The sequence below is a fragment of the Halomonas sp. 111 genome (genome assembly GCF_052379685.1).
Taxonomy (GTDB): domain Bacteria; phylum Pseudomonadota; class Gammaproteobacteria; order Pseudomonadales; family Halomonadaceae; genus Vreelandella; species Vreelandella citrativorans.
The window spans coordinates 137,396-160,163 of sequence record NZ_JBQSYV010000007.1 but is presented as its reverse complement, the minus strand read 5'-3'; the positions used below and the strand labels follow the sequence as shown (position 1 = coordinate 160,163).

At 54.0% G+C, this 22,768-nt stretch carries 19 protein-coding genes; 7 read left to right on the top strand and 12 right to left on the bottom strand.

Translation table 11 applies throughout. The features are described 5' to 3' along the window. Positions 1-155: 155 nt before the first annotated feature. The 3 genes from ACT3T7_RS07545 to amaB all read right to left on the bottom strand — a co-directional run bounded on the left by ACT3T7_RS07545 (position 156) and on the right by amaB (position 4,512). Positions 156-1,553 (bottom strand): Na+/H+ antiporter NhaC family protein, encoded by a 1,398-nt coding sequence (locus ACT3T7_RS07545; RefSeq protein WP_444630559.1) that lies wholly within the window; start codon positions 1,551-1,553, stop codon positions 156-158. Then, a complete protein-coding gene (locus ACT3T7_RS07540; protein WP_444630558.1) occupies positions 1,550-2,848 on the bottom strand; it encodes an NAD(P)/FAD-dependent oxidoreductase in 1,299 nt (432 codons plus the stop codon). Before ACT3T7_RS07540 ends, ACT3T7_RS07545 begins: the two co-directional genes overlap by 4 nt. Before the next feature lie 170 nt (positions 2,849-3,018). Continuing rightward, the gene (gene amaB / locus ACT3T7_RS07535; RefSeq protein ID WP_444630557.1) at positions 3,019-4,512 is read right to left on the bottom strand and encodes an L-piperidine-6-carboxylate dehydrogenase; all 1,494 of its coding nucleotides are present in this window, start codon (positions 4,510-4,512) and stop codon (positions 3,019-3,021) included. Between the two features lie 124 nt (positions 4,513-4,636). On the opposite strand from amaB, the gene gcvA reads away from it, so the two are divergent. After that, the gene (gene gcvA / locus ACT3T7_RS07530) at positions 4,637-5,527 is read left to right on the top strand and encodes a transcriptional regulator GcvA (protein ID WP_444630556.1); all 891 of its coding nucleotides are present in this window, start codon (positions 4,637-4,639) and stop codon (positions 5,525-5,527) included. On the opposite strand, the gene ACT3T7_RS07525 is transcribed toward gcvA, so the two are convergent. From ACT3T7_RS07525 to ACT3T7_RS07515, 3 genes are all read right to left on the bottom strand, one after another. Further along, positions 5,493-6,410: a LysR substrate-binding domain-containing protein gene (locus ACT3T7_RS07525; RefSeq protein WP_444630555.1), complete on the bottom strand. Its 918-nt coding sequence runs from the start codon at positions 6,408-6,410 to the stop codon at positions 5,493-5,495. The genes gcvA and ACT3T7_RS07525 overlap by 35 nt on opposite strands. Positions 6,411-6,503: 93 nt before the next feature. Beyond that, on the bottom strand, positions 6,504-8,057 hold the full coding sequence (locus tag ACT3T7_RS07520; RefSeq protein WP_441678044.1) for a BCCT family transporter: 1,554 nt from the start codon (positions 8,055-8,057) through the stop codon (positions 6,504-6,506). 260 nt (positions 8,058-8,317) lie between these two features. Then, positions 8,318-9,094 (bottom strand): DUF481 domain-containing protein, encoded by a 777-nt coding sequence (locus ACT3T7_RS07515; RefSeq protein WP_444630554.1) that lies wholly within the window; start codon positions 9,092-9,094, stop codon positions 8,318-8,320. Positions 9,095-9,185: 91 nt separating this feature from the next. Here ACT3T7_RS07515 and ACT3T7_RS07510 point away from each other — a divergent pair, with 91 nt between their 5' ends. The 5 genes from ACT3T7_RS07510 to ACT3T7_RS07490 all read left to right on the top strand — a co-directional run bounded on the left by ACT3T7_RS07510 (position 9,186) and on the right by ACT3T7_RS07490 (position 14,951). Next, complete coding sequence (locus ACT3T7_RS07510) at positions 9,186-10,877, top strand: ATP-binding protein (RefSeq protein ID WP_444630553.1); 1,692 nt, start codon at positions 9,186-9,188, stop codon at positions 10,875-10,877. Positions 10,878-10,903: 26 nt separating this feature from the next. Continuing rightward, positions 10,904-11,635, top strand: a complete 732-nt coding sequence (locus ACT3T7_RS07505) for a response regulator (RefSeq protein ID WP_444630552.1) — start codon at positions 10,904-10,906, stop codon at positions 11,633-11,635. A 174-nt stretch (positions 11,636-11,809) separates the two neighbouring features. After that, positions 11,810-12,808, top strand: a complete 999-nt coding sequence (locus ACT3T7_RS07500; RefSeq protein WP_444630551.1) for a Bug family tripartite tricarboxylate transporter substrate binding protein — start codon at positions 11,810-11,812, stop codon at positions 12,806-12,808. A 100-nt stretch (positions 12,809-12,908) separates the two neighbouring features. Then, entirely contained in the window at positions 12,909-13,391 is a 483-nt protein-coding gene (locus tag ACT3T7_RS07495; protein ID WP_444630550.1) for a tripartite tricarboxylate transporter TctB family protein, read from the top strand. Positions 13,392-13,451: 60 nt separating this feature from the next. Further along, positions 13,452-14,951 carry a tripartite tricarboxylate transporter permease gene (locus ACT3T7_RS07490; protein WP_444630549.1) on the top strand — a complete coding sequence of 500 codons (1,500 nt, stop codon included), beginning with the start codon at positions 13,452-13,454 and terminating at the stop codon, positions 14,949-14,951. Here ACT3T7_RS07490 and ACT3T7_RS07485 read toward each other — a convergent pair. From ACT3T7_RS07485 to ACT3T7_RS07460, 6 genes are all read right to left on the bottom strand, one after another. Further along, on the bottom strand, positions 14,901-15,257 hold the full coding sequence (locus ACT3T7_RS07485; RefSeq protein WP_444630548.1) for a hypothetical protein: 357 nt from the start codon (positions 15,255-15,257) through the stop codon (positions 14,901-14,903). The genes ACT3T7_RS07490 and ACT3T7_RS07485 overlap by 51 nt on opposite strands. Positions 15,258-15,464: 207 nt before the next feature. Continuing rightward, complete coding sequence (locus tag ACT3T7_RS07480; RefSeq protein ID WP_444630547.1) at positions 15,465-15,713, bottom strand: formate dehydrogenase subunit delta; 249 nt, start codon at positions 15,711-15,713, stop codon at positions 15,465-15,467. A gap of 28 nt (positions 15,714-15,741) precedes the next feature. Beyond that, positions 15,742-16,581 carry a formate dehydrogenase accessory sulfurtransferase FdhD gene (fdhD, locus tag ACT3T7_RS07475; RefSeq protein WP_444630546.1) on the bottom strand — a complete coding sequence of 280 codons (840 nt, stop codon included), beginning with the start codon at positions 16,579-16,581 and terminating at the stop codon, positions 15,742-15,744. After that, positions 16,578-19,460, bottom strand: coding sequence for a formate dehydrogenase subunit alpha (gene fdhF, locus ACT3T7_RS07470; RefSeq protein WP_444630545.1), 2,883 nt, complete (start codon positions 19,458-19,460; stop codon positions 16,578-16,580). The genes fdhD and fdhF overlap by 4 nt, the downstream gene beginning before the upstream one ends. After that, a complete protein-coding gene (locus ACT3T7_RS07465; RefSeq protein ID WP_444630544.1) occupies positions 19,457-21,013 on the bottom strand; it encodes a formate dehydrogenase beta subunit in 1,557 nt (518 codons plus the stop codon). The genes fdhF and ACT3T7_RS07465 overlap by 4 nt, the downstream gene beginning before the upstream one ends. Beyond that, positions 21,010-21,504, bottom strand: coding sequence for a formate dehydrogenase subunit gamma (locus ACT3T7_RS07460; protein ID WP_444630543.1), 495 nt, complete (start codon positions 21,502-21,504; stop codon positions 21,010-21,012). The genes ACT3T7_RS07465 and ACT3T7_RS07460 overlap by 4 nt, the downstream gene beginning before the upstream one ends. Positions 21,505-21,660: 156 nt before the next feature. Between ACT3T7_RS07460 and ACT3T7_RS07455 the strand changes: the two genes are divergently transcribed. Next, entirely contained in the window at positions 21,661-22,728 is a 1,068-nt protein-coding gene (locus ACT3T7_RS07455) for a substrate-binding domain-containing protein (RefSeq protein WP_444630542.1), read from the top strand. Positions 22,729-22,768 lie beyond the last annotated feature (40 nt).

Here is a 22,768-nt window from a genome sequence, read left to right as displayed (position 1 = left end):
TATAACTGCTTCGTAACTGATGGTTTTACGTATAAGAAATGCTGATACTATGTGGTTTTTATAGCCAAACTCTTGATGCGTTTAGGGGTAAGAGTTTGGCTATTTTTGGCTAACTTTTAATGTCCTTGTGAGTAGCGTTATTGGGCTCAATGCCTTTACAAGATGAAACCTGCTGCCAAGTAAAATATAAAGCTGACAAAAGCTACTGATAACGCATATGGGATTTGTGTTCTTATATGGTCCATATGGTCGGATCCTGCGCCGATAGAGGCTAAAACAGAAGTATCCGAAAGTGGCGAACAATGATCTCCAAAAACGCCCCCTCCAGTAGCCGCCGCAATCGACATGAACACTAGCGTATGCTGGATACTGCCAGTAAGCTCAATCGACATCACCAACGCAATAGGTATTGTAATAGCAAATGTTCCCCAAGAAGTACCCGTCGAGAACGATATTACGGCAGCAACAATAAATACTATAGCTGGAAGAAGATTAGCTGAAATCAACCCTTCAGAAATAGAGACTAAATAATTTGCTGCACCTGCCTCCTTCGTAATGCTGTTTAGCGCATATGCGAAAAGTAGTATAAGCACTGCCGGAATAACTGCTTTAACTCCTGATACGACTGCATTGGAAAGCTCTTTGATTCCAAATTTTTGAAAAATCATTATTAAGAAGAGGTAAAGCAGCGCCGCAGAGAATGATTCTACGATTTTGGCACTGCCTACCAATATATAAGTGGCAACGTTTATTCCAATAATTAATGCAACAGGAATGAAGAAGTTTAAGACAAAGTTGGATGAAGCGTTTTGAGGTTTTTTAAGCTCTTTTATCTCTTTCCCTATCATAGGGGTGGAGCCGTCTCGAACTAGTTTTCCTTCCACAAAAGCACGATTTTCAGCTTTTTTCATAGGCCCGAAGTCCTTGACGACTCCAAAGCAAATTAGCCCTACGAAGAGGACGGATAAAATAGCATAAAAATTGTACATAATGGAGCTGGCAAATATCCCAACAGCATCACTAGACGATATGGTTTCCGATTGATCACTGATAATACCGGCAATATAAAGTGCCCAAGAGGTAAAAGGAATAATTACGATGAGAGGTGCCGAAGTAGAGTCAGCTATATAGGCTAGCTTTTCCCTTGAGATTTTAACTTTGTCAGTAATTGGCTGGAGTGAGGTGCCAACAAAAACAGGACTAAAATAGTCGCTAAAAAATACACCCATACCAGCGAGCCAAGCATAGACTTGACCTTTTCTTCGAGTCATTTTTCTCTTTTTTACGATAGATGAGAAAATGTTTGGAACATCAGAAAGCTGAAATAAAGCAATCAAAATTCCAATTTGTATCTCAATATAGAATACCCAGGCAAAACTATCATTGGCAATAGTTTCAATTAGGAAGTTAGGATATTCCCATAAAGCCCCGTCAATAAGAAGGAAGCCAATAAGACTAGCAGCAAATAAAGCAATTATTGCATCTTTAGTGACAAAGGCTAGTATGATTGCAATTGCTGCCGGCAATATAGATAGCATTCCGATGTTGTTCATTTTTTACTCCAGTTCTTATTTTTGTTGAAATTTTCTTTTATATAATCTTTTGCAATATATTTTTTATACGTCGCCTCAACTGCTATTTTTCCTAGCACTCCATAGTTTTGACGCAAGCCAAACTTTTCCAAGAGATGTAAAGTGTTTGTTTGACCTAGTACTGCTTTTGCAACTATATCTCCATAGGCAGTGCCGGAGCCTAGCCCTCTTCCACCAAATGCCGTGCAATACCATATTCCATTCTTTAACTTGCCAATATATGGCATCTTATGAGCTGAGTAGCCCATTATACCGCTCCATGAATAACGAAATTTTATATTTGAAAGAGCTGGGAAAACGTTTGAAATATCTTTTCTTATCTTATTTTCTATCGATGTTTTATTGTTTGTTGGGAATGCCGTTATCTTGCCTCCCCACAATACTCTGTTATTATCTACTATTCTGTAATAGTCAGAAGCTTGTCTGTTATCTCCAAGAGCAAACTTTGTCTTTATAAATTTGTTAGGGATGTCGTCATTAGGCTCACTTGTAACAACGTAAGTTGTGATGGGTAATATCGAGTTTTTAATTTCAGAAGGATTTTTTCCAGGGTATCCTCCAGTGCAAACTATAACTTCTTGACACTTTATCTCACCACTCGAGCAGGTGAGTGCGTAACCTTCTGTTGTTTTTTTTATATTTTTAACTTCATTGTTTTCATATATGCTGACTCCCTTTTCTTTAAGGCGATTAGCCACTCCGGTGCCATAGTTTAAAGGGTGAATGTGAAATGCGTCGGGGTGTAAAAAACCGTATTGATAGCTTCTTGTATGTAAAAATTTTTGCAAGTCTTTTTTTTCTATTGGTTCAATTTTATATGAATAATAGTGAGACATTCTTTCGGGGTTGTCGAGCTCGTTGGTAGAAGGTTGATATCTTAGTAAGTCAATTTTCCCGAATTCAATTTGTGCGCTTTCAATATTATAATGGTAAATGTTTTTCTTGATTCTATTAACACCACTTAACGCAAGTTTGAATAATTCTTTTGCCCCTTCCATACCTACCTTATTTTCAATTTCATTAAGGCCAAGTGCATATCCAGGTACAACAAATCCACCATTTAGCCCGGAAGCTCCTGAGAATATAAGATTTTTCTCAATAATTGCTACATCCACACCATTTTCTATAAGTGTTTGGGCACATGATAGAGCTGTAATTCCTCCTCCTACGATGCATACGTCAAATTTATTTTTTTCATTAAAGCTATTTGAGTTAAATTTTTCTTTTAAAGTATCTGAGTAATACGATTCAATCATGATCATCCTCGATGCTGTTTTTATTGAATTCGAATAAATTGATAAATACGTACTAATGTTATTATTTTTTTTAATATATTAAGCACACAGTAGTTTTTAGATAAACTATGTGTGCTTTTTATTTATGTAATCTGCATGATAAAAAACTCTAATTATTTTAGTAAGTCTAGTTAGTCGAATTTAATCCCTTGTGCTAAAGGAAGTTCTCGAGAGTAATTGACGGTGTTTGTCTGGCGACGCATATAGCTTTTCCAAACGTCAGACCCTGACTCGCGGCCGCCACCGGTTTCTTTCTCGCCGCCAAAGGCGCCACCGATCTCAGCGCCGCTCGGGCCAATGTTAACGTTGGCAATACCGCAGTCACTGCCTACCGCGGATACGAACGTTTCAGCTTCGCGAACATCGGTAGTGAAAATGCATGATGACAAACCCTGCGGAACATCGTTATTTGTAGCAATTGCTTCGTCCAATTCTTTGTAGGTAAGTACATAGAGAATGGGGGCAAAAGTTTCATGCTTCACCAGCGAGTTTTGTTCGGCCATCTCAACGATCGCCGGAGCAACGTAGTAACCGTTATCGCTACCAGCAATCTCCACACGGTCACCACCAAACACTTCAGCGCCATGCTCGCGTGCTTTGGCCAGCACACTCTGCATTGCGTCAAAGGCTTGGTGGTCAATCAGCGGTCCAACCAGGTTGCCTTTAAGCGGATTGCCAATGGTAATGGCGCTATAGGATTTCTTCAGACGGGATAGTACTTCGTCTTTAATGGATTCGTGCACAACCAAGCGGCGTAAGGTAGTACAGCGCTGGCCAGCGGTGCCTACCGCCGAAAACAGAATTGCACGGGTTGCCATATCCAGGTCCGCGCTTGGCGCGAGCACCATGGCGTTATTACCGCCCAGCTCAAGAATGCTACGGCCAAAACGCGCTGCCACTTTGGGACCTACTTCGCGGCCCATGCGCGTGCTGCCAGTGGCACTGATAAGAGCAATACGAGGGTCATCCACCAACTGCTCGCCAGCTGCTCGCTCGCCAATAATCACTTGGCTTAGGTGCTTGGGAGCGTCGTCACCAAACTGCTCAATAGCGCGATCTAGCAGTGCCTGGCAGGCTAGTGCGGTTAAGGGGGTTTTTTCTGATGGCTTCCACAGCAGGCTATTGCCACAGACCAGGGCGAGTGCAGCATTCCATGCCCAAGGAGCTACGGGAAAATTGAAGGCCGTAATCAGGCCAATCGGGCCTAGAGGATGCCAGCTTTCGCGCATATGATGGCCCGGGCGCTCTGATGCAATAGTTAGCCCGAAAAGCTGACGTGACTGACCAACGGCAAGATCGCAGATATCGATCATTTCCTGCACTTCACCCAGGCCTTCCTGCAAAATCTTGCCGCACTCCCATGTGACGAGTTCACCCAGCGAGTCTTTGTGTTGGCGTAACTGGTTGCCAAATAAACGAACAAGTTCGCCACGGCGGGGAGCAGGAACACTTTTCCAAGCAAGAAAAGCTTCTTCTGCGCTGGCAATCGCTGTATCCACTTCGCTTTGCGAGGCCACTTTTAGGTGTCCAATTTCACTGCCATCGACTGGCGTGGTCACCACAAGATCACCACCTTGATATTGATCACTTGCCACGCCCATTTTTTCCATTAGAGAATGAATCATTCTTCTACCTCGCATTGTGTTTTGAATCGCATGGATGTGATGCCAGTATTGCTAGGCTTGGGGCAAGCGTTCAAACGATGATTGCGAAAAACATCATTCTTTTTTTTCATCAAGTGGGGTTGGCATGCGCCGTAATCATTTGCCGTCTTTAACGGCTTTGCATTGTTTTGAGGCAGCTGCACGGCACCTGAGTTTTACTCGTGCGGCAGATGAATTAAGCCTGACGCAAAGTGCGGTAAGTAAGCAGGTTGCGCAACTTGAAACAACCTTGCTACACCCTCTTTTTCGGCGAGTAAGAAAGCGCCTTCACTTGACGCCGGAAGGTGCTGTGTACTTAGGCGAGGCGCGTAAAATTTTGGCTCAGGTAGAGATGTCGACACGCTATATGCAGTCGTACGGGGTGGAATCAGATGTGCTCAATGTGGCAACCTTGCCAACATTTGGAGCTCGTTGGCTAATCCCTCGGTTGAATGGGTTCCGCCATAAGCATCCCTCTATCAATCTCAATATTTCTAATCGCTCAGAGCCATTCGATATGCAAAAAGAGCGTATTGATGTTGCTTTCTTTTTTGGCCATGGGGTATGGCCGAGAGCGGAATGCATCAAACTATTGGGCGAGGGGTTGGTTCCGGTTTGTGCGCCGTCGACTATTCAGCAAAAGAGCGTGGGCACTCCCTTGGCACTAACTGATTTTGTGTTATTACAAGTGTCCACTCGCCCCGAGGCATGGCATGAGTGGTTCGACGCGCAGTCGCTCTATACGGAACACAGTTATCACGGCCCACGATTTGATACTTTTTATATGGCATTACGCGCAGCGCGAGCGGGCTGCGGTGTGGCGCTCGTACCGAAGTTTCTGGCTCAAGAAGAGCTTGACGAAGGCAAGCTGATTATTCCTTGGCAATTCTCGCTAAAAAGCAAGGATGCTTACTACATGGCATACCCAGACCATATGACGGAACTGTATAAAGTACGCGTTTTTATCGAGTGGATTTGCCAGCGTCTGGGTGAATAGCGGCACTTGCCACTATATGCTCCACAAAGCGACGTACTTTACCCAGCTCACCCAAGTGCTCAGGGTAGACAAGATAATACGCACTTTCGCTGTACAGCCGATGCGGCCAGGCGAGCACAAGGCGTTCGGCGGCCAGCTCTTCATCCACGGTAAAGTGAGGCACTAAGGCAACGCCGCCGCCAGCCATGGCGGTGCGTACCAGCATGGGAAAGGTTTCAAAGCGGGTACCGTGGTAGCTGCGATCAGTGGTGATCTCTTGACCTGCAAACCAGTGGTGCCAGGCATCCGGGCGGGTAGACAGGTGAAGCAGTGGCAACTGGGCCAAGTCGCTCGCAGTATGGATGGGGTGCCGAGCCAGAAGCGATGGGGCGGCAACCGCGACCATCTCCTCATTCACCAGCTTATGGCAGGCAAGGTTAGGCCAACTACCGTGGCCGTAAAACAACGCAATATCAATATCCTGTTGCTCAAGATCAAAGTCTTCCACCCGGTCATGAAATTCCAGACTAATGCCCGGATTGGCGGCTAAAAAGGAAGGAAGCTTGTCCGCTAGCCAGCGGCTGCCAAAGCTTGGCAGAGTGGCTACTTTAAGTACTTCACTGTTGCCGCTATAAGTCATGATGGTGTGGGTCGACATCTCAATCTGGGCGAGCACCTTACGTACATCACTTAAAAAGATGGCGCCCTCTGGCGTGAGCACAAGCGTGCGTCTTACGCGGCGAAACAGCTTATGTTGCAACGCTGATTCAAGGTGGGCGACCTGCTTGCTGACGGCACTTTGGGTCAGGCTTAGCTCATCGGCCGCCCGGGTAAAACTCATATGGCGCGCTGCCGCCTCAAAGCACTGCATAGCGGCGGTTGAAGGAAGGTTGCGTGAGGCCAAAGGGGGATGCTCCTGATCACCTGTTCATCATGGTGATCATAGCGTATGAGGCAAGCAGATTCGCCTCATACGCAGCAGGTGCTGGGCTAGCGGTTAGTCAATAATCCCCTGCTCACGCGCCATGGCAAACGCTGCTTTGGGGCCATCCCAGAGTGAGGGCAGAAGGATCAGCGATACCGGCACGGCGGTAATCACGATGAATTGCTGCAGCGCGGCGATCTGTCCTTCACGCATGGCCAGCAGCACCGCAGCCATGATCGTCATGATCACGCCCCAGAAAGCGCGTAGAAAGGGGCTGGGCTCGTCGTGGCCAGCACCGACCATGGCAATGGAATAACTCATGGAGTCGCCGGTGGTGGCCACGAAGATGGTCGTCAGCAGCAGGATCGCCAGCGCCATCCAGGTGCCGCCGGGCAATGCCTGGGCCAAGGCGAGCGTGGCGATGTCGAACTGAAAGTTCGTCAGCGCATCGGTCAGATCGATCACGCCGGTCAGTTGGTAGTAAATGCCCGAGCCGCCCAGCAGCGTGAACCAGACCGTGGTGGCGATGGGGGCGATGACCGCCACGGCCAGAATCATCTCGCGAATGGTGCGCCCGCGGGAGATACGCGCCACGAAGATCGCCATCAAGGGCGCAAAGGCGATGAACCAGGCGTAGAAAAACACGATCCACCACTGCATCCAATCCGCCGGTGCGGTTTCCGCGGTGGTGGTGACCATCTTGAAGAAGTCGTCCAGATACGTGCCCATGCCGGCAAAGTAGCTGTTGAACAGAAACAGTGTCGGCCCGAACAAAAAGATGACCGCGCCGATGCCCAGCGCCAGCATGACATTGAAGCGGCTCAAGAGCTGCATGCCCTTGTGCACACCGCTGACCGCGGAAAGCACGTACACCATGCCCAGGGTCGCCAGAACCAAAAGCCGGGTAACGAAGGTGTTGGGTAGCCCAAACAGCACCTCGAGGCCATGGCTGACCTGGGTGGCCAGAAAACCGACTGGCCCGACGGTACCCGCCACCACCGCCAGTACGCAGCAGGTATCCACCACGCCACCCAGCGGACCACGCATCACGCGCTCGCCGAATAACGGGTAGAGCAGGGTGCGCGGTTGCAGCGGCTGGCCTTTCACGTAGTGGGCGTGGGCCAGCACGATCGCGGTGAGCGACCCCAGTATCGCCCAGCCGACGAAGCCCCAGTGGGTGAACGACTGCGCGAGCGCTCCGGGCACCGCGGCGGCCACGCCCGGGTCGGTGTCGAAGGTAGGCGGCACGTTCACGAAGTGATAGATCGGCTCACCGGCGGCGAAAAAGACGCCCCCACCGCCCAGTAGCGTACACAGGATAATCGAAAGCCACTTGAAGGTACTCAGCTCCGGTTTATCCAGGTTGCCGATCTTGGCGTTGCCGGCCGGGGTCAGCACAAGTCCGATGGCGATAAAGAACGTCAACAGCATCAGAAACTGGAAGTAGGTGCCGAAGGTCAGCGCGCTCCAGGCAAAACCCTGGCTGATCGAATCGGCGACAAGGTCCAGGTCGTAAAAGGAAAGCGCTAGAAAAAGCACGATAAATCCGATGCTTAGCGTGAGTACGATGGGATCGCCAAGCGAAGGATGCTTATGGCTTTCAGCACCGGAGGTTGGTTGGTTCATCAATAAGAACACCTTGGGTGGAACATGAGGAAACAGCGCAAATGCGGAAAGCGCAGCAAAAAAAAAGCGCCATTCATTGAATGGCGCGAGGACAGGAAACTGGCGCTAGTATATCGCGCCACTAGACCAAAGTCGAACGCGATTAAGAAGGAGGCTTAAAATGAGGGCTGGAAAACAGGCCAATGCACCCTATTGAAGCACTGCAAAAACAGCGACGGTGCTTCTATTGGCGGGCCATTCACAACCTATCGTCGCTTTTGCTACCAGTGGTACAGCAACGAGGCACTGGTGGTGTTATCGGTACGTTCGCTGGCATCATCCGGCGGTTGAGAGTTGTGCTTAACCTCATGCGACAAGCGTAACGACATGCGAGAGTTGAGCCGTGCGGTGAGCGCGGTTAGCGACCTGCCTGTGGTGTTTTTATCGGTATATTCCACCGACATTTCCTGATCAATATCGGCGTAGTCCGAAAACCCCCAGTGATAGACCAGGGCGGTATAGGCAACCGCGAGCTGTTCATTCTCAGCTTCCCGCAGGCGGTCATTACGGTAACCAGGACCGGCCTCAAGCGAGAGTGAATGGCGCGAGCCTTCTAACAGCTGACGCCCATACCCGCCGATCATGGAAAGCTGCTGGTCGTAGCCCGCAAAGCGATCTTTCTCCCAGCGGGCAAATCCAAAGACATAGTGCGGGCCTTTAAAATCGTAGCGCTCGCGGGCAGCGAGCAAATATTGTTCGGCGCTGGTTTCGCCATCCTTGCTCACGTTGCGCACCTCGCCGCGCAGCGAGTGAATAAAATTGCCGGTTAGCCAGGTCAGGCGGGTTTTGCCAATTAGCGTCTGGCTATTGGTGTTGCCGGAAAGGTGCGTAAAGCCAAGTTCAGCATCGCCGCTAAAAACCGGCGCGTCGTCGGTAGGCGGCGGAGGTGCATAAAAAGGGTTAGCGACCGCGGGGCTGACAAGCACAACGCTTAAAAAAGCAGTACTGGCAAACAGGTAACTGCTCGACGAAATAACGCGTTTAAATATGCTGAACACCCAGCGCCTCCCTAATGACATAAAAGATGGCGATTAACGCCCCCTTACCGCGCATGTCATAATGACGCTGTCGCGCACTTTGAGTTCCACCATGACTAATTCCCGCCCCCGTACCTTAGCTGAATTACAGCGCTGGCGCCGTACGCGTACTAAACGGCGTTGGTATAAACGCAGTTTCCGTTTGCAAGTGATGTTGCTGGTGGGGTTGCTGCTGGCCGGCATGCTACTGGCTCAGGGGGCATATCTCAATCATCGTAAGGCCGATATCATCAACCATCAAATGGGTGAGCGGGCGTTGGCGGTGGCGAAAACAGTGGCCGGTATGCCCCAAATCGTTAGCGCCTTCGCGACGCCCGACCCGGCGATGATTATTCAGCCACTGGCAGAACGGGTGCGTATAGAAACCGGAGCGCGCTATGTGGTCGTGGGTAATGCGCAGTCGATCCGCTATTCACACCCCGTGCCTGAGCGCCTTGGCGAGGCGATGGTGGGCGGCGATAACGACCAGGCGCTGATTTATGGGCAGTCCTACGTGTCCGAGGCGACCGGCACGTTAGGCACCGCCATGCGCGGAAAAACACCCGTTTGGGATGACGAGGGCAATATTATCGGGCTCGTTTCCGTCGGCTTTATGATGGATCGGGTCGAGATGGATGTTGCCCGTTACACAAGCTTTGGTTGGGCACTGGTCGGGCTGATGATTGTGCTGGGGTTTGCCGGGGCATACTGGCTTTCCCAGCACCTTAAAAAGGTCATTTTGGGGCTGGAGCCTTATGAAATCGCCCGCTTGGCGATGGAAAAAGAGGCGATTCTGCAGTCCATTCACGAGGGTATTCTGGCGGTTAATCGGGATGGCCACATCACGCTGGTCAACCAGCAGGCCAAACGCTTTCTTAACCTGCCCGATGAGCACGTCATACTGGGGCTGCCGATTCAGGACGTGGTGCCTAACACCCGTTTACTGGAAGTGCTGAAGCACGGTGAGCAGGAGTTTGACCAGCAGATGTGGCTGGGCGATCACCCGGCCATCGTCAATCGGGTGCCCATTCTGCATGAGGGTGAAATTGAAGGAGCAGTGGCCACGTTTCGTAGCCGCCGCGAAATTGTTGATCTTTCCCAAGCGCTTACCCAGGCAAGCCGCGATGTGGATATGCTGCGTGCCCAGGCGCATGAGTTCTCCAATAAGCTCTATACCATTTCAGGGCTTCTCCAGCTTGAGCGCATCGATGAAGCGCTGGCGCTGATTCATCAGGAAACCGAGCGGACTCAGGCGCAAATGAGTTTTTTGATGCGCCATGTTGCCGACACAGTGCTCAGCGGTACGTTGCTGGGTAAGCTTACCAGGGCGCGCGAGCTGGGCGTAACGCTTGAGATCGACGAGCAGAGCTCGCTCTCCTGCCCACTAACGCCCACTGGACAAGAAGTCATGATGAGCGTGGTCGGTAATCTACTCGATAACGCCTGCCATGCCGCGCTTAATGGCCCGAATAGCAGTATGCCCAGCGTGCGGCTGTTTTTCACCGACCTGGGGGAGCAATTGCTGCTCGAAGTAGAGGATAATGGGCCAGGCGTGCTCCCTGAACATGCTGAATCGATATTCGAGGAAGGCTTTTCTACCAAAACGGGCAAGCACAGTGGTATCGGCCTGGCGCTGGTGGCAAGGTTGTGTCGCCAGCATGGCGGAGCCATCACGCTTGAGGAGAGCGAGCTGGGCGGAGCCTGCTTTATTGCGGTGCTGGACCGCTCGCTATGCGCTGAACCTGATACGCACTACTCACCATAATAATGACGACCGTAAGAGGAGTGAGCATGCCTGCAGCTCAATACGGCATTCTGATTGTCGAAGATGATTTTCGCATTGCCGATATTCATAAAGCGTTTGTTGAACAGGACGAAGGCTTTTATATCGCAGGCGTTGCCCGTAACGGTAGCGAAGCCAAGGCGTTAATGGCGGAACAGGCTGCCGCTATCCACCTGGTATTGTTGGACGCCTATCTACCTGATGTGGAAGGGCTGGAGCTTTTATGGGCGATCAGGCGTGACTATACCCATGTAGATATTGTGATGGTTACCGCTGCCCGTGAGGTAGAAACCATCAGCGAGGCGCTGCGTGGAGGCGTATTTGATTATCTGATCAAACCGATTGAAGCTGCCCGCATGGGGCAGATGCTGGCGCGTTTTCGTTGTGAGCGCGAGGCGCTTTCAGGGCGTAATGAGATGAACCAGGACGAGCTGGATCACGTGTTTAAAAGGCTGCAGCCAGGCGAGGCGCCGCGTCCGACGTCCAGCGCGCTGCCCAAAGGCATCGACCGGCTAACGCTGCGCCGAGTGGGGGAGGCCATGGCCGCCGAGGCGGCGCCGCTAACCGCCATGCAGGTTGCCCGCATTATGGGGGCTAGCCGCTCAACCGCTCGACGTTACCTGGAGTTTTTGGTGGCTGAACAAAGAGTCAGTGCTGAACTTGGCTACGGCGATGTGGGGCGTCCAGAGCGGCGCTATCAACTGCTTGAGGCAGCCCATAGCTGGCTCAAGTCGCTTTAGGTTAGCGGGTTGGCGTGCTCTGTGAACAAAATGAACAAAATGCCCACAAAGAACATTTTGTTTTTTATGTTCACAAGCTTGCCGTAAAGGGGCAGCGTCTTCTAACGTTCGCGGCGTAACCACGACATAATAACAGTGGACCACACAACAACATATATATGTGGAGAACGCCAAATGACCGCACTTTCCTTGAAGCGCTTAGCCGTGATCGCTCTACCGATGGCTGCCTTGGCAGGCATGACGACCTCTGTTCAGGCACAAGAGTGGACACCGAGTAAATCGGTTGAGTTCGTGGCACCCGCCAATCCGGGTGGCGGCTGGGATACGCTGGTACGTACTGTATCGCGCGTTATTCAGCAAGAAGGGCTTGCTGACGAGAACTATGCGGCTATTAACGTACCAGGCGGCGGCGGTGCCGTGGCTTGGGCGCAAATCGCTCGTGATGGCGGCAATCCGCACAACCTGTTTGCCACCAGCCCGCCGATTATTCTGGTGCCTCTGGCCGGTGCCTCACGCTATGACCACACTGATTTCACGCCAGTTGCTCGCCTGATCACTGACTACTCCATTGTGCTGGTGTCGGCGGACTCTGAGTACGAGACGATCAACGACCTGTTTGATGCGCTCAAGGAAGATCCCGGCTTAAGCGTAGGCGGCGGCAGTGCACCTGGCTCCATGGACCATATCTCTATTGCGGGCCTGGCATCCGCAGCGGGCCTTGAGGCTTCAAGTGTCAATTATATTCCGTTCTCCGGCGGCGGCGATGCCATGACCAACCTGATGGGCGGTCATATCGAAGCGGTGATTACCGGTGCCGGTGAGTCGGTGGGGCAACTGGGTGAAGGCAGCCAGATCCGTGCGCTAGGTGTCTCTTCACCGGAGCGCCTGGGTGGCGGTCTGGCCGAAGTGCCAACCTATCAAGAGCAGGGTGTGGATTACACCTTCGATATTTGGCGCGGCATAATGGGCACCCCGGATATGCCGGCAGAAGCAGTGACCTACTATCAGGACCTGTTTGCCGAAATGCTCGAAACTGATGGCTGGCAGGAAGCTCGCGACCAGTTGGGCTGGATCGATGCCTACCAGAACAGTGAAGAGTTCGGTGTCTTCCTTGATGAGCAGCAAGCGCAGTTCAGCGGCGTGTTAAGCGAACTGGGTCTACTGCGTCAATAAATAACCTATAGTGCTATAGCGTGTTATCCCGGTGGCCTTTTTGTGCCGCCGGGAATGCCTGTTCGTGACGATTAGGTACGTGCTCCTCGGAGAAACTCCAATGACGAAATTAAATACCAATCAGTGGTTAGCGCTGGTGTTGGCATTAGTGGCGGCTGCGTATATCGCCATGGCATGGCAAATCCCTACCTTTCCCTTGCCGCGGCCGGTCGACTCTGACCTGTTCCCTAAAGTGCTCGGCTTTTCGCTGCTGATTCTCTCTGTGTTTCTGTTTTTCGAGAAACCCTCACCGCTTGCCGGTGCCGATGAGATTGATCACGACGCGCAACAAGGCCCGCTGCTGATGACGCCATGGGGACGCGTGATTGTTACGTCACTGGCCATTGCCGCGTATGCGCTACTGCTGGTGCCATTGGGGTTTGTACTGGCCTCAACGCTTTTGTGCACGGGGTTAACGGCTTACTACGGCTATCGTCGTCATGGGGTCAACCTGGCGACATCGCTAGGGGTTGTGTTGGCGCTGTACCTGACGATGACACGGGTGATGGACGTTTACTTGCCGACCGGTGTTATCCCCTTCTAATGCCGATGTGGTAATGCCTCCTGCGTTGTTTCCGAGCTGGTTTTTAAGAGAGTAGATCCCATGGATGCCTTAAATAATTTAATGTATGGCTTCGGCATCGCGCTTGAGCCTATCAATATCGCTTACGTATTTGCCGGTGTGTTTGCCGGTACGATTATCGGCATGCTGCCCGGCCTTGGGCCGATCAGCGCGCTGGCTTTAATGATTCCCATCACCTTTGCCATGGAGCCGTCATCCGGCTTGATCCTAATGGCAGGGGTGTATTATGGCGCTATTTTTGGTGGCTCCACCTCCTCTATCCTGCTCAATGCCCCAGGCGTTGCAGGTACGGTCGCCACATCTTTTGATGGCTACCCAATGGCCAAAAAAGGCATGGCGGGTAAAGCGCTGGCCATCGCCGCCTACTCCTCGTTTGTGGGCGGAACTGTCTCGGTTATCTTCTTGATGCTGGTCGCGCCCTTGCTCTCCAAGGTAGCGGTAAGCTTTGGCCCTGCTGAGTACTTTGCATTAATGGTGCTGGGCTTAACCGCCGTGGTCTCATTGTCGGATAAGTCGCTGGTCAAAGGCCTCATTGCCGCTGTGGTCGGGGTGATCATCTCGATTGTGGGCATCGACCTGCAAACCGGTACCGAGCGCTTTACCTTTGGCTCTATTCAGCTGCTGGATGGCATCGACTTCCTGGTCGTGGCATTGGGTATCTTTGCGTTAGCCGAAGTGTTCTACATGCTGCTGCGCGGCGGTGGCGGTAAAGAAGCCCCGCGTAATGCCATTGGTTCGTTAAAACTCACTAGAAGTGAAGTGAAAGAGATCGCAGGCCCTGTCAGCCGTAGCTCTGTGCTTGGGTTCTTTACTGGTGTACTGCCGGGCGCGGGGGCGACGATTGGCTCATTTTTGGGCTACAGCATGGAAAAGCGTCTTGCCAAAGACGGTGACACTTTCGGTAAGGGTAATATCAAAGGCGTTGCGGCGCCGGAAGCGGCCAACAATGCGGCGTGTACCGGCTCGTTTGTACCGCTTTTAACCTTGGGTGTACCGGGCTCGGGCACCACGGCGGTACTGCTGGGCGCGCTACTGGTGATGGGTGTTACACCAGGCCCGATGATGCTTGAGCAACGCCCGGATGTGTTCTGGGGTGTGGTAGCCAGTATGTATATCGGCAACATCTTCCTGCTGGTCTTGAACCTGCCGCTGATCCCGCTGATTGCCAAAATCCTCGATCTTCCCAAGCCGCTGCTGCTCTCACTGATTCTGATCTTCTGCATGATCGGCGTGTATGGCATGAGCTTTAGCGTGTTTGATCTGTTGCTGCTGTTGGGCTTTGGCCTGTTGGGCTTGGGCATGCGTCTGTTTGGCTTCCCGGCGGCGCCGCTGATCCTGGCGTTGATTCTGGGCAATATCATGGAAGAGTCCATGCGCCGTGCGCTACAGATCTCGGGGGGTGACTGGATGACGTTTATTGATAAACCAATTTCACTCTCGCTGCTGGTAATTGCATTACTGTCACTTGGCTTACCGCTGCTGAAAAAACGCCGTAAACGCGTGGCGGCTGCTGCCGAATAAGCTCGGTTTTATCGCTCTTGTCTGAAGTGCTCTGGGTTTCCCCGGGGCGCTTTTTTTTGTATGAGATAAACCGTTTGTAACGCACGCAAGTGATATGCCCATGGCGCTATTGCCCGGACAAGTATGCAGAAACGCTGGATGAGCAACCTCGGCGTAGTGGCTGAAAAAGCCGTCTTTGGAAAAGTAGTCATTAAAAAAAACAGCGCAATAAAAAGCTGCCATGACCAGGCGGTACAGGGTCATGGCAGCTAAACTGTCGGGCGGCATCTTTGCCAAAAACGGGCCATCCTTGGCCACCACACCCATACAGTGAACCTAACCCTCGGTAATCACCTTAACCTGAGTTATGGAAATGGTTTTATATTCTAAAATAGTGGCTGATGGGCTCTAAGTGGCCGATTTTTAACGAAAATAGTGCTTTTTGTTGATTTTTATTTAAAAGGTTTTAGCCTCTCATGTAAGCCGCCATGGAGAGGCTAAAGAGCAACATCACTGAGCGTTCACTGTTATGTTTTAACGCTGGCCCTGTTGTTCTGATAGCCGGGTAGCCAGCAGGGTGGCGGCACGGCGTGCCAAGGGGGAAAACTCAACGTTCTCAAGCGCCAGGTTGGCAACGAGACGCTGCTTCATTGATCGCGCCCAGAAGGTTTCCAGGTGGCGGCAGATGGCCGTTGCCGCCGCTTCTTCATCACGGCCGTTGCCCAGGTTGGTAGCGATTTGGTTTGTCATACGGACTAAATTGGCATCGTTGTTGTTTGACATAGGGTCTCTCCTCAACGCGGTAAAGGGCTCAGTCCTTTGCAGAGACAGGGCGGTGATAGATTAAATGACGGCCTGGGCGTGCAAAACCTGCTAACAGAAGGCCTGCTGCCTGCGCCTGTTGAACGGCCAGGGCGGTGGCTGCCGACACGGCAACCAGCGCGCCGATGCCAACGCTTGCACACTTGTGTACCATTTCATAGCTGGCTCGGCTGGAGACCATCACAAAGCCTTGCTGGAGCGGCACGTTATCATGCGCCAGCGAGCCAATCAGTTTGTCCAGCGCATTATGACGACCCACGTCTTCGCGCAGCCTTTGAATGCGCCCCTGCAGATCACACCAGGCGGCGCCATGCACCGCCCCGGTGGCTTCCTTTAGTGGCTGATGGTCGTCCAGCTCGCGAAGCGCGAGTTGAATGGCCGTATCGTCAAGGTGTGGCGCACTCACCTCAGGGATGGGCCGAATAGCCTGCTCCAAAGCTTCTGTGCCACACAGCCCGCAGCCGGTGCGTCCGGTTGTGCTACGGCGGCGCTGCTTAAGTTCGGCCAGCCGCTGGCTGGCAATGCTTAGATGAACGGCCAGGCCTTGAGCCTCTTCATGAAGCTCAAGGTCGTAGCACTCGTGAGGATGGGCCAGGATGCCTTCAGAAAGACTGAATCCCAGGGCCAAATCTTCAAGATACGAAGGGCTTGCCATCATCACTGCATGAGAAATGCCGTTGTAAACCATCGCTACCGGCACCTCTAGCGCCAGCGAGTCCTCCTGCACAGTAGCGCGCCAATTGGCCGCGCTACTGTGAACCTCAACCGGCTGGCGTGTCAGGGCGGCAGCCGGTTGGGCGCGTGCGTCGCGTTCACGCACTTCACTCATGACGCCTCCTGCTGCGCCTTTGCCAAGTGGCCACGCTGGGCCTCATCAAAGGAGGAGAAACGCTGCTGCCACGCAGAGGGTTGGCTGACTTTTTCTACTTGCACGGCGGTAACCTTGTATTCAGGGCAGTTGGTGGCCCAATCCGAATTATCGGTAGTAATCACATTGGCGCCACTACCGGGATGGTGGAATGTAGTGTAGACCACCCCCGGCTGCATTCGCTCGCTTAGCTGTGCACGGAGCACCGTATGGCCTGATCGACTGGTAATGCCGAGCCAGTCGCCGTCGCGCACGCCACGCAGCTCGGCGTCGCTTGGGTGCAGCTCTAGTATGTCCTCATCGTGCCAGTGTTGGTTGTCGGTGCGACGAGTTTGGGCACCCACGTTGTATTGGCTAAGAATCCGTCCGGTGGTGAGCAGCAGTGGGAAGCGGCGGGTAGCGCGCTCCTCAGTGGGCACGTATTCGGTAATCGCAAAGCGCCCGAGGCCAATGGGGAAGTTGATTTCGTGCATGGTCGGCATCCCCTCAGGATACTCGGCATTACACGGCCACTGTAGGCTGCCATAGGCTTCCAGCTTTTCGTAGCTCACCCCGGAAAAGCTCGGTGTTAGTTGAGCGATCTCGTCCATGATTTCAGACGGGTGCGTGTAGCGCATCGGGTAGCCCAGCGCGTTGGCCAGGTCCTGGGTGATTTCCCAATCCTGCTTACCGGCCAGCGGCGGCATGACCTTGCGTACTCGGTTAATGCGCCGTTCGGCGTTGGTGAAGGTGCCGTTCTTCTCCAAAAAGCTGGAACCCGGTAGAAGTACATGGGCGAATTTGGCCGTCTCGTTCAAGAAGATATCCTGAACAATCAGGCAGTCCAACGAACGCAACGCAGCCTCAACGTGCTGCGTGTTGGGGTCAGACTGGGCGATATCTTCGCCCTGCACGTAAAGCGCCTTGAAAGTTCCTTCGATAGCGGCATCGAACATGTTGGGAATGCGCAGCCCGGGTTCATCGTCGAGCTTGACGCCCCATACGCTTTCAAAGTGGCCACGGGCAATCGGGTCGGCCACGTGCTGGTAGCCCGGCAGTTCGTGCGGGAAAGAACCCATGTCGCAGGAGCCTTGCACGTTATTCTGGCCGCGCAGTGGGTTCACGCCCACGCCTTCGCGGCCAATATTGCCGGTGGCCAAGGCCAGGTTGGCAATCCCCATCACCATGGTAGAGCCTTGGCTGTGCTCGGTGACGCCCAAGCCGTAGTAAATGGCGCCGTTGCCAGCGGTGGCGTAAGTACGCGCTGCCTGGCGTACAGCCTCGGCGGGCACGCTGGTAATCGCTTCGCTGGCTTCCGGAGAGTGGCGCGGGTCGGCGATAAACGTGCGCCAGCTTTGGTACGCTTCGGTGTCGCAGCGGCTAGCCACGAACGCCTTGTCTTCAAGGCCTTCAGTGACCACCACATGCCCAAGCGCGTTGATCAGCGCGACGTTGGTACCAGGGCGCAGCGGCAAATGCTGGGCGTCGCTCAGGTGAGGCGTTTTGAGCAGATCGATAGAGCGTGGGTCAGCGACGATTAGCTTCGCGCCCTGTCGCAGACGCTTGCGCATCAACGAGCCAAATACCGGGTGGGCATCGGTGGGGTTGGCGCCAATCACGATAATCGCGTCGGCTTTCATGACTGAGTCAAAGGTCTGCGTACCGGCGGATTCGCCGAGCGTGGTTTTCAAGCCGTAGCCGGTGGGCGAGTGGCAGACGCGTGCGCAGGTATCAGTATTGTTATTGCCAAACGCTGCGCGAATCAGCTTCTGCACCAGGTAGGTCTCTTCGTTGGTGCAGCGCGATGAGGTGATACCACCAATGCTCTCGCGGCCATGCTCGGCCTGAATCGCTTTTAGGCGATTAGCGGCAAAGCCAATGGCTTCTTCCCAGCTAGCCTCGCGCCAGGGCTGGTCGATGCTGTCGCGGATCATCGGCGTGGTCAGGCGGTCCGGGTGAGAGGAGTAGCCGAACGCAAAGCGCCCCTTTACACACGAGTGGCCGTGGTTAGCGTCGCCGCCCTTGTAGGGCACCATGCGCACCAGCTTGTCACCTTTCATCTGCGCTTCAAACGAGCAGCCCACGCCACAATAGGCGCAGGTCGTGACTACGCTGCGGTCCGGCACGCCGTGATCAATGACGCTGTTTTCCATCAGCGTGGCGGTCGGGCAGGCCTGTACACAGGCGCCACACGAAACGCAGTCTGAATCCATAAACGCTTCGTCTTGCCCCGCGGCCACTTTGGAATCAAACCCGCGGCCGTCGATGGTCAAGGCGAAGGTGCCCTGCACTTCCTCGCAGGCGCGCACGCAGCGGGAGCAGACGATGCACTTGCTGGGGTCGAAGCTGAAGTAGGGGTTGGAGGTATCTTTGGTGGCCTGAAGATGGTTCTCACCGTCAAACCCATAGCGTACTTCGCGAAGACCGACGCTGCCCGCCATGTCTTGTAGCTCGCAGTCGCCATTGGCCGGGCAGGTCAAACAGTCCAGCGGGTGATCAGAGATGTACAGCTCCATCACGTTGCGGCGCAGTTTGGCGAGTCGCTCGTTCTGGGTGGTCACCTGCATGCCTTCCACCACGGGGGTGGTGCAGGAGGCTGGCAACCCACGGCGGCCCTCTACCTGTACGGCGCATAACCGGCAAGATCCGAACGGCTCCAGGCTGTCGGTGGCACACAATTTGGGAATATTGATGTCGGCCAGCGCTGCTGCGCGCAGTACCGAAGTGCCTTCCGGTACCGTGATGGTAATACCATCAATTTCCAGGTTCACCAGCGCCGTACCGGTTGGGAAAGGCGTGCCCAGGTCTTTATCGTGGGCAGCGCTTCTGGTGTACTGTTTGGGATCAAAGTGTCCGATCATGATCTGTCTCCGTTCGCGGCCCGCTGGAAATCGTCAGGGAAGTGGTTCAGGGCGCTTTGCACCGGGAAGGGGGTCATGCCCCCCATGGCACAGAGCGAACCATCCTCCATCGTTTCGCAGAGGTCATGGAGCAGGGCGAGGTTGGCCTCGCGGTTTTGGTCGGCGCGGATACGATCAATCACTTCCACGCCACGGGTCGAGCCGATACGGCATGGCGTACACTTGCCGCAGGACTCCACCTTGCAGAATTCCATCGAGAAGCGCGCCTGTTCGGCCATATCCACGCTCTCATCAAACATCACCACACCGCCGTGGCCCAGCACCGCGCTCTCGGCGGCAAAGGCTTCGTAGTCCAGCGGTAAGTCCCATTGGGATTCCGGCAGGTAGGCGCCCAGCGGGCCTCCCACCTGCACGGCACGCAGCGGTTTGTCGCTTAACGTGCCGCCACCGAACTCCTCCATCAGGGTGCGCAGCGTGGTGCCGAAGGCTAGCTCTACTAGCCCGCCACGTTTGACGTTGCCCGCCAGTTGAAGCGCCAGAGTGCCCCGCGAGCGGCCCATGCCGTGGGTGGCGTAGGCCTCGGCGCCTTCGGCAAGAATAAACGGCACTGCTGCCAACGAAAGCACGTTGTTAACCACGGTAGGAAGGCCGAATAGTCCTTCAATAGCGGGCAGCGGTGGTTTGAAGCGTACCAGGCCGCGTTTGCCTTCCAGGCTTTCGAGCAGCGAGGTTTCTTCACCGCAAATGTATGCCCCAGCGCCCAAGCGCACTTCCAAATGAAAAACGCGGCCACTGCCACACAGGTTCTCACCCAGATAACCGGCCTGTTCGGCATGGGCGATGGCCTCGTCAAGAATCTCCTTGGCCAGCGGGTATTCTGAGCGCAGGTAGATATAGCCTTGGGTTGCGCCTACCGCAAGCCCGGCAATCGTCATGCCCTCAATCAGCAGGTAGGGGTCGCACTCCATCACCAACCGGTCGGCGAAGGTGCCGGAGTCGCCTTCATCAGCGTTGCAGACGATATACTTTTGATCGGCCGGTGTGTCCAGCACCGTCTGCCACTTGATGCCAGTAGGAAACGCCGCCCCACCGCGCCCGCGCAGCCCAGAGGCTTTTACTTCCTCAACAATGTCCTGTGGCGCGCTTTGCAGCGCTGCCTCCAGGCCGCGAAACCCACTATGCGCCCGGTAATCTTCAATCGAGAGTGGGTCGGTAATACCAATGCGGGCGAACGTCAGGCGCTGCTGGCGAGCGAGGTAATCGATCTCTTCGGTTGGCCCCAGGGCCAATGAATGGGTGACGCTGCCCTGCAGCATGCCGCTGTCCAGCAGCGCGGGGATATCGGCAAGTGCCACCGGGCCATAGGCAAAGCGGCCGGTGGGTGTTTCCACCTCAACCAGCGGCTCAAGCCAGGCAAGCCCGCGTGAGCCGTTGCGCACCAGCGTAATGGGTTCACCATGGGCAGCGGCTTCTCGGGCCAGCCGGTTGGCGATGGCATCGGCGCCCAGCGCCAGCGCGGTGGTATCTCGGGGGACGAAAACACGAATGCTCATGCGATCACCTCCAGCGGCCTGGTTTGCAGCTCATCCAATAATGCATCGAAAGCTTCAGGCGTTACCCGACCGCACACGCCATTATCCACGCGAACGGAGGGGCCACAGGCGCAGTTGCCCAGACAGTAAACGGCCTCAAGGGTGATTTCTTGGTCGCTGGTGGTCTGGTGGTAATCAATGCCCAGGCGCGCTTTGGCATGAGCCTCAAGCTGGCGCGCGCCGACGGCCTGGCATGCCTCGGCGCGACAGATCTGCACCACGTGGCGACCCGGCGGTGCGGTCCGAAAGTGGTGATAAAAGCTAATGACCCCGTGTACTTCAGCGCTGGTCAGCTGTAATGACTCGGCGATGAGAGGCACGGCATCCGGAGGAATAAAGCCGAAGCGGTCCTGGAGGGCATGAAGAATCGGCAGCAACGCGCCTGGTTTGTGGCGTAGCGCATTGATCTCGGCCTGAATCGACTGCGACGACCATTCTCGAGACTCATTCATCATGTCTCTCCTGGTGCTGATTTATTATTTAGTAAACATGCACAGCTCTGCCTATTTTAAGCGATGTATTAAAAAGAGCGTGCACCACGGTCAGTGCAACGCTAGCATCAACGCTATAAGTACAAAATATGAAAGATTATACCTATGAAAAAAGCCATGCAAAAAATTAGCGTTATCCCCTCTTGGTGCTTTCGTGATGAGGCGGGGAATCAACTTGATATACACCTACTTCGCTTGCTTGAAGCGGTCTATCGACGGGGAAAGCTCACGCTCGCCGCAAGCGATGTCGGCATCTCATATCGCCATGCTTGGAACCTTTTGCGCCAGGGGGGTGAGTTCTTTGGGGTACCGCTGGTAGAGATGCAGCGTGGGCGCGGCGCACGGCTTTCACTGCTAGGTGAAAAGTTGCTGTGGGCCGAGCAGCGTGCGATTGCCCGCCTGGGGCCGCAGCTGGAAAGCCTGGGGTCTGAACTGAACCTGGCGATTCAACAACAGCAGCAAGGGGCGCTATCGGTGTTGCGGCTGCACGCCAGCCATGGTTTTGCTGTCGAGCTACTTCCCAAATACCTGCACGAAACACCCTTGGACTTACAGTACTGCAGCCCGCAAGAGTCGTTGACGGCTCTTCACCGGGGCAGTTGCGATGTGGCGGGTTTTCATCTGCCGCGTGGCAAGGTCGGCGAGCGCGTACGCGATACTTACCAGGCGCTTTTAAAGCCACGCCAGCACCGAGTGATTGGCTTTATCGCCAGGACTCAGGGGCTGATGGTGGCGCCGGGTAATCCGCTTGGTATCACGGGGGTCGCATCGCTGGCGGATAAGTCCGTGCGGTTCGTCAACCGCCAGGCCTCGTCAGGCACGCGCTCGCTGCTGGACTGCCTGTTAAAAGAGGCGGCGGTTTCCAGCAAAAAGATTCGTGGGTTTGAAATAGAGGAGTTTACCCACTCTGCGGTAGCTGCTTACGTCGCCGCTGGCATGGCTGATTGCGGCTTTGGTGTCGAGGCTGCCGCTCAAAAGTTTGGGCTTGATTTTTTACCGCTGGCTATCGAAGACTATCTTTTGGCCTGCCATCATCGTTCGTTAGAAGAACCACGGCTATGTGCCTTTCTGAAGGCATTGCAGGGTGAGCCCTTTCAGGAAGCGGTCAAGCGCCTGCCGGGTTATAGCCCAAGTCAGTGTGGTGAGGTGATGCGGCCCGAGGATGTACTCACGGCAAAAAAATGAGTGCTCTGTTAAACACCAGGAGACAGAAAAGCAGAACATC